The 15496-nt window shown below is 59.0% G+C and carries 12 protein-coding genes and 4 tRNA genes; 7 read left to right on the forward strand and 9 right to left on the reverse strand.

What is annotated here, in order from left to right:
• Positions 1 to 20: 20 nt before the first annotated feature.
• Together KXD86_RS04700 and KXD86_RS04705 are read right to left on the reverse strand one after the other, a co-directional pair.
• Positions 21 to 97: transfer RNA gene (locus KXD86_RS04700), tRNA-Met, on the reverse strand.
• Positions 98 to 195: 98 nt separating this feature from the next.
• Complete coding sequence (locus KXD86_RS04705) at positions 196 to 1566, reverse strand: acetyl-CoA C-acetyltransferase (RefSeq protein ID WP_218634909.1); 1371 nt, start codon at positions 1564 to 1566, stop codon at positions 196 to 198.
• Positions 1567 to 1745: 179 nt separating this feature from the next.
• Between KXD86_RS04705 and KXD86_RS04710 the strand changes: the two genes are divergently transcribed.
• Positions 1746 to 3152 carry a 3-oxoacyl-ACP reductase gene (locus tag KXD86_RS04710; RefSeq protein ID WP_218634910.1) on the forward strand — a complete coding sequence of 469 codons (1407 nt, stop codon included), beginning with the start codon at positions 1746 to 1748 and terminating at the stop codon, positions 3150 to 3152.
• Positions 3153 to 3197: 45 nt separating this feature from the next.
• On the opposite strand, the gene KXD86_RS04715 is transcribed toward KXD86_RS04710, so the two are convergent.
• From KXD86_RS04715 to KXD86_RS04740, 6 genes are all read right to left on the reverse strand, one after another.
• Positions 3198 to 3273, reverse strand: a tRNA-Val gene (locus KXD86_RS04715).
• 10 nt (positions 3274 to 3283) lie between these two features.
• A tRNA-Asp gene (locus KXD86_RS04720) sits at positions 3284 to 3360 on the reverse strand.
• 69 nt (positions 3361 to 3429) lie between these two features.
• Positions 3430 to 3505 (reverse strand) — tRNA-Val (locus KXD86_RS04725).
• Between the two features lie 199 nt (positions 3506 to 3704).
• Positions 3705 to 3959, reverse strand: coding sequence for a hypothetical protein (locus KXD86_RS04730; protein WP_218634911.1), 255 nt, complete (start codon positions 3957 to 3959; stop codon positions 3705 to 3707).
• Between the two features lie 103 nt (positions 3960 to 4062).
• The gene (locus KXD86_RS04735; RefSeq protein ID WP_218634912.1) at positions 4063 to 4956 is read right to left on the reverse strand and encodes a DUF2846 domain-containing protein; all 894 of its coding nucleotides are present in this window, start codon (positions 4954 to 4956) and stop codon (positions 4063 to 4065) included.
• A 146-nt stretch (positions 4957 to 5102) separates the two neighbouring features.
• The gene (locus KXD86_RS04740) at positions 5103 to 6080 is read right to left on the reverse strand and encodes a hypothetical protein (protein ID WP_218634913.1); all 978 of its coding nucleotides are present in this window, start codon (positions 6078 to 6080) and stop codon (positions 5103 to 5105) included.
• A 173-nt stretch (positions 6081 to 6253) separates the two neighbouring features.
• On the opposite strand from KXD86_RS04740, the gene purE reads away from it, so the two are divergent.
• The 6 genes from purE to KXD86_RS04770 all read left to right on the forward strand — a co-directional run bounded on the left by purE (position 6254) and on the right by KXD86_RS04770 (position 13535).
• A complete protein-coding gene (gene purE, locus KXD86_RS04745) occupies positions 6254 to 6745 on the forward strand; it encodes a 5-(carboxyamino)imidazole ribonucleotide mutase (protein WP_218634914.1) in 492 nt (163 codons plus the stop codon).
• Between the two features lie 71 nt (positions 6746 to 6816).
• Entirely contained in the window at positions 6817 to 7935 is a 1119-nt protein-coding gene (locus KXD86_RS04750) for a 5-(carboxyamino)imidazole ribonucleotide synthase (RefSeq protein WP_218634915.1), read from the forward strand.
• 73 nt (positions 7936 to 8008) lie between these two features.
• Positions 8009 to 8587, forward strand: a complete 579-nt coding sequence (gene sodB / locus KXD86_RS04755) for a superoxide dismutase [Fe] (protein WP_218634916.1) — start codon at positions 8009 to 8011, stop codon at positions 8585 to 8587.
• Between the two features lie 268 nt (positions 8588 to 8855).
• Complete coding sequence (locus KXD86_RS04760) at positions 8856 to 10916, forward strand: putative bifunctional diguanylate cyclase/phosphodiesterase (protein ID WP_218634917.1); 2061 nt, start codon at positions 8856 to 8858, stop codon at positions 10914 to 10916.
• Between the two features lie 25 nt (positions 10917 to 10941).
• On the forward strand, positions 10942 to 11529 hold the full coding sequence (locus KXD86_RS04765) for a LemA family protein (protein WP_218634918.1): 588 nt from the start codon (positions 10942 to 10944) through the stop codon (positions 11527 to 11529).
• A gap of 11 nt (positions 11530 to 11540) precedes the next feature.
• Positions 11541 to 13535, forward strand: a complete 1995-nt coding sequence (locus KXD86_RS04770) for a M48 family metallopeptidase (RefSeq protein WP_218634919.1) — start codon at positions 11541 to 11543, stop codon at positions 13533 to 13535.
• Here KXD86_RS04770 and gspD read toward each other — a convergent pair.
• A complete protein-coding gene (gspD, locus tag KXD86_RS04775; protein ID WP_218634920.1) occupies positions 13525 to 15489 on the reverse strand; it encodes a type II secretion system secretin GspD in 1965 nt (654 codons plus the stop codon). The genes KXD86_RS04770 and gspD overlap by 11 nt on opposite strands.
• Positions 15490 to 15496: the final 7 nt, after the last annotated feature.

Below are 15496 nucleotides of genomic sequence, written 5' to 3' on the forward strand. Positions count from 1 at the left end.
AAAAGTCGGCTTTTTTATGATGGTAGCGGGGGCAGGATTCGAACCTACGACCTTCGGGTTATGAGCCCGACGAGCTACCAGACTGCTCCACCCCGCATCAAACTGGTTGTTTGACCGGGTATCCCCGATCAACGTGGCGCGCATGATAAGGGCTGGAACCGGGCCTGTCAAAGCCAAATTGGTATTTTCTGAAACTCAGCGCTCCAGAATCGCGGTAACCCCCTGCCCGCCGGCGGCACAAATGGAAATCAGGCCGCGTCCACTGCCTTTTTCTTCCAGCAGTTTCGCCAGGGTGGCCACGATTCGGCCACCGGTGGCGGCGAACGGATGGCCAGCGGCAAGGCTGCTGCCCTTGACGTTGAGCCGGGTGCGATCGATGCTCCCCAGCGGCTTCTCCAGCCCCAGGCGGTCCTTGCAGAATTTGGGGTCTTCCCAGGCCTTGAGGGTGGAAAGCACCTGGGACGCAAAGGCCTCGTGGATCTCGTAAAAGTCAAAATCCTGCAGGCTCAACCCGGCTTTCGCCAACATTCTCGGCACCGCATACGCCGGTGCCATCAGCAGCCCTTCTTTCTTATCCACGAAGTCCACGGCGGCCACCTCCGAAAAGGTCAGCCAGGCCTTTACCTCGTAGCCGTGGGCTTTGGCCCACTCCTCACTGGCCAGCAGGACACAGGACGCCCCGTCGGTCAGGGCCGTGCTGTTGGCGGCTGTCATGGTGCCGTTCTCACGGTCGAAACAGGGTTTCAGGGTGGCCAACTTCTCCAGGGAGGTGTCAGGCCGGAGGATGTTATCTCTCTCCAGCCCGGCCAGGGGCGTCATCAAATCGGTAAAGAATCCTTCTTCATAGGCCTTGGCCAGCTTCTGGTGGCTTTCCATCGCCAACTGGTCCTGATCTTCGCGGGGAATTCCCCATTCCCGGGCCGTCACTTGGGCGTGATCGCCCATCGACATGCCCGTACGAGGCTCTCCATTCTCCGGAATCTCGGGAACCAGATGTCCGGGCCGGAAGCGGGCAATAATCTTCAGCCGCTCTTTCGCCGTCTTGGCGCGGTTGAGGTCCAGAAGGATTTCGCGAAGGCCCTCACCCACGCCGATGGGAGCGTCAGAGGTCGTGTCCGTGCCGCCGGCGATGCCACATTCGATCTGCCCAAGCGCAATCTTGTTGGCCACCAGAATAGCCGCTTCAAGCCCGGTGCCACAGGCCTGCTGAATGTCATAGGCCGGTGTCTCCGGGGCGAGCCCGCAACTGAGAACCGATTCCCGGGTCAGGTTGAAGTCCCGGGAGTGCTTGATCACGGCGCCGGCCACCACTTCGCCCAGACGCTGACCCTGGAGGCTGTATCGATCCACCAGACCTCGCAAGGCAGAGGTCAGCAGCTCTTGGTTGCTGATCTTGCTGTAGGCGGTGTTGGACTTGGCAAACGGAATGCGATTACCGCCAAGAACGGCAACGCGGCGGACGCCATTGCCGGGCGCTGCCTTTTTCCTCGCCGGCGCGGGCTTGGCCGATGCGGACTTTGAGGATCCGGGCGCTTTCTTTTGAGTGGTTTTCGGTGCCTGTGCCATGATGTTGTCCTTACTGGAAGTGTTAAACCTGAACGCAGTCTAACCGGAAAGACTAGTCGCTCATTGGCATGCCTGACAACGCGCGCCATGCGTTGAGTCAATACAAAAACTGGCCGATTCTTTACCCTGTAGGTCGATTCGCATCCAAGATGCCCCATAGCAACCACAAGGAAGAACCCATGTCTGACCTCTATCTTAAATTCGTCAATACGCCGGTGGGCAAGACCGCCGCTCAATCTTTGGGCCTGCCCTCTCCGGTTCCGCTCAAGCGCCTGAACCGCCTGGACCAACCTTTTATCGAGGGTGACGTACTCCTTGGTGCAGGCACCGGCGGAAAAATCATTTCGACACTGGGCGGCATTCTGGGCGCCAGTGCAGCCACGCTGCACCACGCGGCCGGCATCGACTCGCTCAACGACTCGGCAAAGGCTGGCAACAAAGCCAAGGCACTGGATCTGACCCAGAGCGTCGAGCAGACCTTTTCCGCCCTGATCTTTGACGCCAGCGGCCTCAAGAACCCCGATGAGCTGAGAGCGGTATACGACTTTTTTCACCCGACCATCAAGAAGCTCGGGGGCAATGCGCGAGTCCTGGTGATTGGCCAGAACCCCGCTACGTGCCGAAAAGCACCTCAGGCCGCCGCTCAGCAGGCCCTGGAAGGGTTTGTGCGCAGCGTCGGCAAAGAGATCGGTAAAAAGGGCTCAACCGCCAACCTGGTGTGGATGGCGCCCGGGGCCGAGAAACAACTGGAATCGACCGTTCGCTTTTTCCTGTCCGCCCGCTCGGCTTACGTCTCAGGCCAGGTTGTTCGCGTTGGCAAGAGCACCGCCGCACCGGCTACCAACCCGGTCGCTCCACTTACCGGCAAGGTCGCCCTGGTGACCGGCGCCTCGCGCGGAATTGGCGCCGCCATCGCCCAGACACTGGCCCGCGACGGGGCCACGGTGATTGGTCTCGACATTCCGCCGGCAATGGCGGAATTGCAGAAAGTGACCGATGCCATCAACGGCAAGGCGCTGGCCTGCGACATTACGGACAAGGCCGCCCCCAAGCTCATCGCCGATTTCATCCAGGAGCACTTCGGGGGTGTCGATCTGGTGATCCACAACGCCGGTATTACCCGCGACAAGACGCTGGGTAATATGCCCGAGCATTTCTGGGACATGACCATTGCCGTCAACCTGAGTGCCGAAGAATCGATTGATGAAGAGCTCGCTCACCGTGAGCTGCTGCGCGAAAACGGCCGCATCGTGTGCATTTCTTCCATCAGCGGTATTGCCGGAAATTTCGGACAAACCAACTATTCCACGGCCAAGAGCGGTGTCATCGGGTATGTTGAGGCCATGGCGAAGCAGTTAAAGAATGGCATCACGATCAACGCCATTGCCCCCGGGTTTATCGAAACCCAGATGACCGCATCGATGCCCGTGACCATCCGCGAAGCCGGACGGCGAATGAACAGCCTGTCCCAGGGAGGTCAGCCGGTGGATGTGGCGGAGGCTATTGCCTGGTACTGCAATCCGGCATCCAACGGGGTCAATGGCAACGTGGTGAGAGTGTGCGGTCAGTCGCTGATCGGCAAATAGGCAACAAAAAAGGCAGGCCCGAGGGCCTGCCTTTTTCAGGAATTCTGGTGGGTGGTGCAGGGATCGAACCTGCGACCCTCGCCTTGTAAGGGCGATGCTCTCCCAGCTGAGCTAACCACCCGGGAATAAAATGGCGGAGCGGACGGGACTCGAACCCGCGACCCCCGGCGTGACAGGCCGGTATTCTAACCAACTGAACTACCGCTCCGCATCAATCCTGACCCTATGGGTCCGAATCTAAAACCGGATGGGGTGATCCGGTGATGCACTTTGAAAGTGGTGGGTGGTACTGGGATCGAACCAGTGACCCTCGCCTTGTAAGGGCGATGCTCTCCCAGCTGAGCTAACCACCCACTTTCGGGCTTTCCGTTGAAAGCCATTCAAAGGCTCTCACTCGCAACGCGTCGCGTTGATTGCTAAGGCAGCGATGCTGTCTCAACCAAGTGAGACGCGCATTTTAAGCATTTCACTGACGGTGTCAAATATTTTCCGGGAAAAACCCGAAAAAACTTCCAACCCATTAAAAATTGGGCATTTTTTGATCGGCCAGCATTACTTGACGGACGTCTTCCGAGCGCGCTTTACAACCTTCAGGTTGGACCGCCCCTGGCCCGCCCGCTCGGCTTTCTGACGAAGCGAAAGCTCGCTGACTTTGGAGCGCCTTCCCTCCGGCACCGCCCGATTGGCCAGTGAACAATTCAGATCATCCAGCCGCTTCTGAACGTCTTTCCAGGTGTCCAGCAACTGAGGCACGACCTCATGGGCAAGCTTCTCAAGCCTGCCCTGTATTGAATCCTTAAAGGACATGGTTTTGACTTCCTGAATGTTTCAACCGATGTCAGTGTAGTAATGGTAACCCGACTCGACAATTGTGAAATCGCTCACACTCCGTGTCGCTTGGGCCAATCCGTCAGAAGATCCACCAGCCTCCGCCCGATTCCGCTTCTTCCCGACGCTCCCGCTCGCGTTCGAGCTCTGCGTATTCGCGCTCAAGCTGGTCGATTTCTTTCTCGGATTCGAGGGGAACTGTGGGGCCACCACTAAAGGGCCAGAACCAGGACGCTGACTGGTACTTGCCCTCCTCTTTAAGGCGTTCAATCTCCAGCTCCCGCTCCTCTTCAAGCATCACCATCTTGCGCTCGTAATCCATGTCCTCGTTGGTCTCGACAATCGAGGTGGCTGCATGGTTCGGAGCCAGGAGATCACTGTTCAGGAAGCGAGTGCTGACGATCTCACCCGCCTGCATGGCATAGCTTCTGGTCACCAGTTGCAGATCGCCCTGGGTCAGGGGATGCTCAGGATCCAGGTCCGGGTGAGTCTGCTCGGGCTCGGTCAGTTCGTTGTACCGCAGGTAGTAGATGCGCCCCGGCTCAACCTTCAGGGTGGCGTCGGCAATCAGGCTCAGACTGAAGGAATTCAGACCTTCAAGGCCAAGCAGCGGCCGCCGCATGGCAATGTGCCGCTCACCAGGGCTGACCTCGAGCCAGGTGTAGCTGTCGTTGCGGATGTTGAAGTAGTGTTTGTCGTCGATGTACACACTGGGCGACTCAATCTCGTCGGCCGCCCATTGGGAGTGGGTGCGATAGAAGTAAAGCAGCGCGTTGTCCCGGTCCCATTGATCGTTCGGGATGTGCACGAAATCAGGGCCCGACACCGGGTGCAGGAACGCACCGACGCTCTTGCCGATGGATTGGTAGATCGTGCAACCGGAACTGAGCGTCAACACCGATGCAATCAGAACCCGGGCGACCAGGGCGGGCAGCCGGATACCAGTCGGAACGACGGGGGGCGTTTGGGTTTTCATTGTTGTTCACTCTTCTTCTTTCCGCGAGTTGCCTGATGATACCAACAGCTCGATGTCAGAAATGAGAGCTACCGCAAAGGGATGAATACAAACCGTTACAAACGCCTGTCCCCCTCGAACCCGCACCGCCCCTTAATTGAGCGAAACTAGTTGCGCGAGACCTGGGAGCGCAGCATGTTCACTTCTTCAGACAGCCTTACCAGACGAGAGGTCAGCTGCGCCCGGGACGAGTCGATTGCCTGAACCGTGCGCTTGAGGCTTTCGACCTCGTTCTGAAGCGACCGGACACTGCTTTCTCCGGCGAGAGAGTCGGCCTCTTGTTCAAGTGCCGAAATTCGACCTTCCATGCCGCTGATACCCAGCTTCTGCTCCTGCTCGAAGCGACGGATCCGGCTCTCAACCACCTGATCCACGTCAGCCATCTGCTGACTGAGCCTGGTCAACTGATCCGTGGCCTCGCGCGTCGCTTCCTGCAGCGCCACAACGGAGGTTTGGGTCTGCTCCTTCAGGGCTGCAATATCGGCTGCCAAGGAGCTGTTTACCTGATCGACCGTGGTCTCCAATGCCGCCAACGCCTCGCCGTTTTCCGCGAGGCCTTTCTCCATGGTGGACAGCCGTTCCTGGTGCTCATTCAAGCGCGCCTTGTTCCGCTCGTTCGCGACCACCCACAACTTCCGGATTTCGCTGTTGGCCGATTCCAGCGCCTTATCGTTGGCGGCAATCTGCTCCGAAAGTGACGCGCCACGCTCCTGCAGGCTCTCGCCTGTCTCCGACAGCTCACCCTGGAATCGAGCCAACGCGAGCTTGCTTTGCCGGGCCCAGTAATCCGCCTCCTCCAGCTGCCCTTCCAGAGCCTGGATACGCTGATTCTGGGAATACCAGCCAGCGCCCGCAGCCCCGGCGACCGCAATCAGAACGAGCCACAACAGAGGCTTACCGCCGCCGGCCTTACCACCACCGTGTCCGGAGCCGTTGCCTCGCGACTGCTTTCCTCCGCCAGCCCGGGAGGCGCCTTCTGCCCGGGAAGGGCCTTCCGATTTGGCCGGCTTCGGATCGTCGCGCTCTGCGCGGATAATCGGGGCTTCGGATCTGAGTTCATCATCATCTGGACGGATGGGTTCCATTACAACTCCTGAATATGGACGGGCCTTACCTCAAGACCCGATAATACATGCACTTATAAACTTGGTGAAATGGAGCCTTGTTTCGCGGGCCCCGGACTGTTCGGGCTTTGTTGCATGGTAAGTAGCCAAAACATACAATGGCCGGCTTTCCAATTATCACAGGACCGTTGCTTATGCAGCCGCTTGTTGGACTCATCATGGGCTCCAAATCGGACTGGCCCACTATGGAACACGCTGCGCAAATGCTCGAGAAGCTTGGCGTCGCCTACGAAACCAAAGTGGTCTCGGCTCACCGCACCCCCGATCTGCTGTTCGACTACGCCAAGACCGCCTCGGACCGGGGCCTGAAAGTGATCATCGCCGGTGCCGGCGGCGCTGCGCACCTCCCGGGCATGGTCGCTTCGCAGACCTCGCTTCCGGTTTTGGGGGTTCCCGTGGAATCCAAGGCACTGAACGGTCTCGACTCGTTGCTATCCATTGTCCAGATGCCGGGCGGTATTGCGGTGGGCACCCTGGCCATTGGCAAAGCGGGGGCCACCAACGCCGGCCTGCTCGCCGCCCAGATTGTCGGTACCGCGGATGACGACGTGCGCAAAAAGGTTGACGCGTTCCGGGCCACCCAGACACAAACGATCCTGGACAACCCGGACCCGAGAGCGCAGTAGACCGCTCCATCGTCCCCCGAAACCGCCGTAACTGATTGCTAAATTTGCCGCACGCTGGCAGGAGAATGAAGATGAGAATTGGTGTCTTAGGTGCAGGCCAACTTGGACGCATGCTTGCGCTGGCCGGCTATCCACTGGCCAAGACCTTTGTTTTCTACGACATGTCAGGAAGCCCGAGCGCAGGTCTCGGTGAGGTCATCATTGACCGCGAGGGGCAGTATCAGGATGACTTCCTGTCACGGGTAGATCGCGTGACCTACGAATTCGAGCACCTGCCCGTGAGCGTTGCCGAGAAGCTGGCCGAGGTGAAACCGGTTCACCCCTGTCCGCGCGCCTTGCAGATCTGCCAGAACCGGGAACTGGAAAAAACCCTGTTTGGCCAGCTGGGCATTCCCACCCCGGCGTGGCGAATCGCCGACAGCGCCAGCGCCCTGCAGGCCGCCGCCGAGGAGCTTGGCTGCCCGGTAGTGGCCAAGTCCAACACCGAAGGCTATGACGGCAAAGGCCAGGCTGTCCTGCGCAGCCCCGAAGACGCCGCCGAAGCCTGGGCCTCGATCGGGCATCCTCGCCTGATCGTCGAGAAGTTTGTCGACTTCAAGCGCGAAGTATCCGTGATCGCGGTGCGCGCCGAGGACGGGGACCTGGCGTTCTATCCGATGGCAGAAAACACCCATCACGAAGGCATCCTTAGGTACTCCATTGCGCCCGCACCCGACCTCGACAAATCCATCCAGGAAGACGCCGAGCGGTATATCCGGGCACTATTGAACGAATTGAACTACGTTGGCGTACTGACTCTTGAGCTCTTCGAGACCGCCGACGGGCTGGTGGCGAATGAAATGGCGCCACGGGTTCACAATTCGGGGCACTGGACCATCGAAGGCGCAATGACCAGCCAATTCGAGAATCACATTCGCGCGGTCAGCGGCCATCCGCTTGGAAACACCGAGCCAAGGGGCTTAAGCTGCATGATCAACATCATCGGTGAGCACGGTGACATAGAGCGCATACTGGAACTGCCGTACGCGCATTTGCACCTCTATAATAAGGGTGAGCGCCCGGGCCGTAAGCTTGGCCATGTGAACATTCTGGCGGACAGCTACGAGGAGCTGGTCTGGCGCGTGCGGAATTGCGCGCAGTTCCTCCCCGGCAGTCCGGAGTTTAAAAGTTCTTTAACACCAAGGGGTTGATATAGCTCAAATCGCCCTTATATTGGGCCACTGTACATCCACGTAAAAACAGAGAGACAGGGAGAACGACCTCATGGCATTTGAACTTCCCGCACTACCGTACGAAAAGAACGCTCTGGAACCGCACATCTCCCAGGAAACCCTGGAGTACCACTACGGCAAGCATCACAACACCTATGTGACCAAGCTGAACGGCCTGGTTGAAGGTACTGACAACGCCAACAAGTCCCTTGAAGACATCATCAAGAGCGCCAGCGGCCCCCTGTTCAACAACGCCGCCCAGGTATGGAACCATACCTTCTATTGGCACTGCCTGAGCCCGAACGGCGGTGGCGCACCCACCGGCGCAGCCAAGGACGCCATCGAGAAGGCGTTTGGCTCGTTTGAAGACTTCAAGAAAGAGTTCAACGACAAGGCCGCCAACAACTTCGGTTCCGGCTGGACCTGGCTCGTTAAGAAAGCCGACGGCAGCGTAGCCATCGTCAACACCAGCAACGCGGAAACTCCGCTGACCGGTGCTGACAAGCCCGTACTGACCGTCGATGTCTGGGAGCACGCGTACTACATTGACTATCGCAACTCCCGCCCGAACTATCTGGAAGCCTTCTGGAATCTGGTCAACTGGGATTTCGTGAACGAAAACCTGGCCTGATCAGACATGCAGAATGACTGACAGACCGCAGCTGAAGACCGCTGCAACACAAACGCCCGCTCCGTAGCGGGCGTTTGTGTATCCAGAGGAACGAAAACCTAACAAATTGATACACGCCCGCCCTGCATTCTCTGAAAAAATCGCCGATACTCAACGAGGTTACGCCGACCCTGGACGCTACTGACAACCAATCGGGCGAGTAGCTCCCGAAGTCACGGGAATTATGCGACCATGACCTCCCGAAGAAACGGATGACAAACAGGCCTGAATGAAAAACTCCTTCGAGGTTGAACATCGCCTGGGCTATCGGATTTTTTGGTGGATTCTTGCCATAGCCCTGTTGAGCGGCGTCATAGTCAGCACCGTGCAGGTTATCCTGGACGCGAGACGCGTTTCCGTGGACCTCGATAGCCAGGCCGACCAGACCATTGCCATGGTCCGGGACGCTGCAACCCAGGCAGTCTTCAGCATCGATTCGGAATTGGCCCAGCAAGTGGTTGACGGCCTCTTTGCCCTCGAGGCGGTGCGACTGGCGCGGATCACCCACCCGGACGGCGAGGCCCTGGGCAACCGAAACCGACCACTGGAACAGACAACCTTCCGCCCTGTCACCGATCCCATTTTCGACGCCGAACGACTGTACCGCACCCCGCTTATTCGGGACGGTGACCCCAACATCGTGTACGGCTTCCTCGAAGTTCACTACGACACCGCACCTGCGGCGAGAACCTGGCTCGACCGGGCCACCGTGACCTTTGCCTCCGGCGTGGCTACCGCGCTGATTCTCGGGATGGTGCTCTATTTCGTTTTCCACCTGCTTCTGACCCGCCCTCTCCTGCGCATCGTGCGCTCGGTCAAGCAGGTTGATCCGGAACATCCGGATGATCGCCTCGTTGACATTCCTGCCGGTCACCAACGTGACGAGCTCGGGCTCTGGGTAAACGCCACCAACAATTTGTTGGTGGCCATTGGCGACAGCCAGACCCGGCATCGTGAAGCAGAAGACCGGGTCAGCCGGCTTTCCCGCTACGACCAGCTCACCGGCCTTCCAAGCCGTGACACCTTCATGGAGCTGCTCGAACAGGACATCAAGGAGGCGAGGAAGCGCAACAATGTGCTCTCGCTTACCGTCTGTGGCATTGATGACTTCAAGTCCGTCAACGAACAGTGTGGCTTCCGCACCGGCGACCTGATCCTGCAGACCGTCGCCGACCGGCTTGTGGCCAGGCTGGGAAGCACCCGATTCACCATCGCCCGGCTGGGTAGCGACCAGTTCGTGATTGTGGAAAAAGGGCTGCGAGACGGATTCCAGGCAGCTGATACAGCCGAGACAATTCTCGCCTGCATTGGAGAACCGATGCTGGTGGAAGACCAGAACGTTGCGACCACCGCAACCCTCGGCGTGGCCCTTTTCCCATCGGATACCGATATGGCGGACCGGTTGCTGCAGAGTGCCGAACAGACCATGACACTGGCCAAGCAGAACGGGAAAGATCACTTCCAGTTCTATGTTGCCAGCATTGACCAGGAAATCCGCAACCGGAAGCAGCTGGAGAAAGACCTCTCCCAAGCGTTGGCCAACCACCAGTTCCACCTGGTGTACCAGCCTCAGGTCAACCTTGAGAGCAAACGGGTCATCGGTGCCGAGGCATTGCTTCGCTGGGAACACCCAACAAGGGGCTTGGTGCCACCTGACGATTTCATTCCGGTGGCCGAGTCCAACGGATCAATTGTCGAGATCGGCCAATGGGTGCTTGAGCAGGCATGTTGGCAGGCCGCCCGTTGGGCAACGGAGGGCTCCCCCCTGCGTATTGCCGTTAACCTGTCAGCGGTCCAGCTGCGCCAGCCCAGCATCGTGACGGACATTCTGGAAACCCTCCAGCGCCACAACATTCCGGCCGGACGGCTGGAGCTGGAAGTCACCGAAACCAGCTTTATGACCAACCTCTCGGATGCCGTGGAGAAACTGCACCGCCTGAACCGGGCGGGAATCAGCATCGCCGTGGACGATTTTGGCACCGGCTATTCTTCGCTTACCTACCTGAAGCAGATGCCGGTCCAACACCTCAAGATCGACAAACAGTTCATCCGCGATCTGCTGGTCAACGAAGAAGATACCCGGATTGCCAACACCATCATTGACCTCGGCAAGAGCCTGAACCTATCCGTTGTCGCCGAGGGCGTGGAAACGGCAGAACAGGAGTATTACCTCAGCCAGCGAGGTTGCCAGCTGGCACAGGGGTATTACTTCAGCAAACCACTTCAATCACGCGAATTTGAGACCTTCATTAAGGGATTTCACAGCCAGTTCGCGGAAAATAACGCCTAAACTTTAAAGCCCCTTGGGAGTAACTATGGGAACTACCGTCATCGGTCTGATTGTAATCGCCGTCGCAGTGATATATCTGGTTTTCATCTACAACCGTCTGGTGTCGCTGAGAAACCAGTTCAAGAATGGCTTTGCCCAGATCGACGTGCAGCTGCAGCGTCGACACGACCTGATCCCCAACCTGGTGGAGGCTGCCAAGGCCTATCTGGACCATGAAAAATCCACTCTCACCCAGGTAATGGAAGCACGTAACAATGCCGTCAGCGCCCAGAAGGACGCCGCCCGGGACCCGGGAGATGGCACCAAGATCCAGCGTCTGGGCAGTGCGGAAAATCTCCTCACCAAGGCCCTGGCCAATTTCTACGCGGTGGCGGAAAACTATCCGGACCTCAAGGCGAACGAGACCATCCAACAGCTGATGGAAGAGCTCTCCAGCACCGAAAACCGGGTGGCCTTTGCCCGTCAGGCATATAACGACGGCGTAATGAGCTACAACATCTTCCGCGAGCAGTTCCCCAATAACTTTATCGCCGGGATGTTCGCGTTCAAGGAAACTTCACAGCTCGAACTCGAGTCTCCGGAGGCCCGGCAGGCCCCTAAAGTCGCCTTCTGATGCTCTGAACCATGGCCCATCCCGGTTTTTTCCAGCGCCAGGCCAGTGCCCGGCGCAACACCAGCCTGCTTGTCTTTCTCTTCCTTACAGCGGTGGTTCTGATCACGCTGGCCGTCAGTCTGGTCGGGTATTTTGTGACCCGAAGTGAAACCTCGGGGCTGGCCTTCCAGGACTGGCTGCTCTCCAGCCACGGTCTGATAACCTCAGCCACCGTTGTGACCCTCATTGGCGTCAGCTCCCTGGTTCGCTGGATCGACCTGGCGGGCGGAGGCGCGCGGGTCGCCAAAATGGTGGGCGCTCGACTGATTGACCCGGACACTGGCGATGGCGACGAGCGCAAACTCCGCAACGTTGTCGAGGAGATGGCCATCGCCAGCGGCATTCCGGTGCCGGAACTCTACGTGATGGACCAGGAAACCGGCATCAATGCCTTTGTCGCAGGTTACACGCCCGGTGAAGCGGTGATGGTGGTCACCCATGGGGCCCTCACCCAACTCAACCGTGACGAGCTTCAGGGCGTGGTTGGCCACGAATTCAGTCACATCCTGAATGGCGATATGCGGCTGAACGTTCGACTGATCGCGATTCTTGCCGGCATCCTGATGATTGGCCAGATTGGCAGCTTCCTGCTGCGCATCTCGTTTTACAGCAGCCACCGCGCTTCCAGATCGTCCAACGACAGTCGCGGTCAGGCCGCCATGGGCCTGATCGGTATTGCGTTACTGGTGATTGGCTACGTCGGCGTGTTCTTCGGTCGGCTGATCCAGGCCGCCGTCTCCCGGCAACGGGAAATGCTGGCCGATGCCTCGTCGGTACAGTTCACCCGCAATCCCGAGGGGATTGCCGGCGCCCTGTTTAAAATCGGACTCAAGGGCGGGTATCTGGACACCACCAGCCATGCCACCGACATGAATCACATGTGCTTTGGCGAAAGCGCGCGGATGAAGTTTTCCTCGCTTCTGGCCTCCCACCCGCCCATAGAGGAGCGCATCAACAGCATTCAACCCGGCATGCTGGCGCGACTCCGCAGCCGTTTCCGCGATACGGAAACCGGCGCCGACCTTCGTTCCGCCACCAGGAGCAGAGTGCCCGCCCAGGCATCCGGGTTCGCCAATGCCTCAGTCGAGACGTCGCAACCGCCCAATCGAGCCAGCACCTCGCCACTGGCATCGGCGGCACCCGAGTCCTCCCACCATGGCAAGCGACTATCCCAACGAGTCGGCACCGTGACCCGTCAGGGCGAGGACTTTGCGACCCGGTTTCTGAACCGGCTACCCGCCACATTTCGCAACCTGCTGTACACACGCCCCGGCGCAGTCCAGCTCTGCTATGCCCTGGTCCTTGACGGACTCTCCCGGGAACACCAGGGAGACCGACTGGCGTTGATTCCTGCTCACCCGCTGTTGGGTGTGGAACGGGACCTACTGGACAAGCTTCTGCCGACGCTGAAAACGCAGGGCGATGAGGTCCGCTTTCCTGCCCTCGAACTGGCAATGCCGGCCCTGCGCAAGCTGGATCCGGAGGAGCGGGAAGGGTTGATCGCCAACGTGCAGAAACTGGTGGTTGCCGATAACCGGGTCACCCTGTTCGAGCTGGCGCTGACCAGTTTTCTCTCAAGGCACCTCGGGAACGGGGCCAGCCGGGAAATGCCGGTTCGATACCGCAAATTCCAGCCGGTTATGCCGGCCATCCAGAGGTTACTGAGCCTGCTTGCACGGGCCGGAACCGAGGACAACACGGAAGCCGAACGGCTCTATCGGGAGGCCCTGGCAGGCTTCACGAACGTCAGCAAAGGGAATCAGCCGGTTCTTGAGAAGGTCACCATGCGGCAGTTGCGGGAGGCGCTGACCGCACTGAATGGGCTGTCACCGCTGCTGAAACCGGCCATCATCGACGCCTGTGAGTACTGCATCACCCACGACGGCAAGGTTGACGTCAGGGAATACGAGTTGATGAGGCTGGTGGCGGATCAGCTGGACTGCCCGATGCCGCCGCTCACTTGCTAGTGTCGCGCAGCCTCTCCCGAGTGCGGCCATCGAACAGCACGTCGATGTCGGGGTTGGCGTCAACCTCCGGAAGATCCAGCTTTTCCCGGATATTCAGGTTTACGTCCCACAGCTCCTGGAACTTATCGTCCGTTGCTGCAACCGCTTCGGTCTTGCCCAGCATGATGGTGGGGCGAAGGAACACGAGCAGGTTCCGCTTCACGCGACGTTCAGACTCCGATGAGAACAGCCGGCCAAGGAAGGGAATGTCACCCAGAAGGGGCACTTTGCTCTTGTTGATCTGGTAGTCGTCCCGGATCAAACCGCCCAACACAATGGTTTCGCCATCATCCGCCAGCACCGTGGTCTTGATTTCGCGCTTGTTGGTCACGATGTCAGAGGCGTTCTCGATGCTGTCGGCGACGTTCTCAGTGGTCTGCTCAACCACCAGCCTGACCAGGCCGTCAGCACTGATGGTTGGCGTCACTTTCAGGGTCAGACCAATGTCCCGGCGCTCAATGGTGGTAAAGGGGTTGGTGGTTCCATCCCCGGTAACCGTGGATTGCCCGGTCCGGAAAGGTACGTTCTGGCCCACGATGATCTCGGATTCCTGGTTGTCCAGGGTGATGATGCTTGGGGTGGACAACAGATTGGCCGCGGCGGACGTGGACAGGGCCTGGAGAAGAATACCCCAGGTGACGCCGTCAGAATCGTCCTGCCCCGCACCAATGGTAATACCACCAGCAGCGGGCCCAATGGGCGTGTCCGTCACGATCGCGTTGATCACCTCGCTCAGGCTGCGACCGACGTTGCTGAAGTTGGTGCCGGCGATGGGTGTGGAGTTACCGGACTGGTCACCCACGGCAAACTGCACTCCCAGGTCTTCGCCTACCTCATCACTGATTTCAACAATGGCCGCCTCGATCAGAACCTGGGCACGCCGGACATCCAGGTGCGCAACGATCTGCTCGGCTTCCTGCATCAGTGATGGCTCGCCACGGACTACGAGGGCATTCAGGCCTTCGTCGGCGAAGACCGCAAAATTGGCGCTGGGCTTGCCGCTAGACGACCCGTTCGAGCCGCCAGACTCCTCTTTGACCAGCTCGCCCATCACGCCTTTGAGTATCTCGGACAGGTTCTTGGCATCGGCGTGTTTCAGGCGAAGGACTTTGGTGGTTCCACCGGTGGCTGACGGCTGATCCAGCTGCCGGATCAGGCTACGCATCTTGTCCCGAAACGTCTGGTCGCCCCGGAGAATCAGCCGATTGCTGCGCTCGTCCGCGGTGACGCTGTACTTGCGCGCGGCATTCTCACCACCGGCCTTGCCCAGTTCGTCAGGAGCGAGCTCCTGCAACAGGGTCACCATGTCACCCACCCACGCCTCATCGAGCTGAATCACTTCCACCTCATACTTGGAGGGGCTGTCGAGCTCGCGAACAATCTGTTCAATTCGCTGGATATTGGAGGAATGGTCGCTGACGATCAGCGCATTGGCAGCGGCCACGCCGGCCAGGTGGCCATACTTAGCGACCAGGGGACGCAGAATGGGGACCAGTTCCAGGGCGTTGGCGTTATCGATCTGAATGACCCGAGTGATCAACTGCTCGGAGGGAATCTCTTCAAACCGGGAGAGGGATTCCGCCGACTGCTTCGCATCGACCTGTTGAACCACCTTGATGACTTCGTCACCGGGGATAGCGGTAAACCCATGGACGTTCAACACCGCCAGAAACAGGTCGTAGATCTCGTCCTTGTTCATGGGGGCACTGGAGAGCACCGTGACCTTCCCCTTGACCCTGGGATCAACCACAAAACTGTAGCCGGTGATATCCGCAACCTGAGTCACAAACGCCCGGATGTCGGCATCCTTCAGGTTTAACCGCCAGGTTTCCTCCTGCCCGTAGGCCAGGGACATGATTGGCAGAAGGATAAGCAAGGCAACAGCCCGCAACAAATTGGTCTTGTGGTTATACATGCGGCGA

This window comes from Marinobacter arenosus (genome assembly GCF_019264345.1).
Taxonomy (GTDB): Bacteria; Pseudomonadota; Gammaproteobacteria; order Pseudomonadales; family Oleiphilaceae; genus Marinobacter; species Marinobacter arenosus.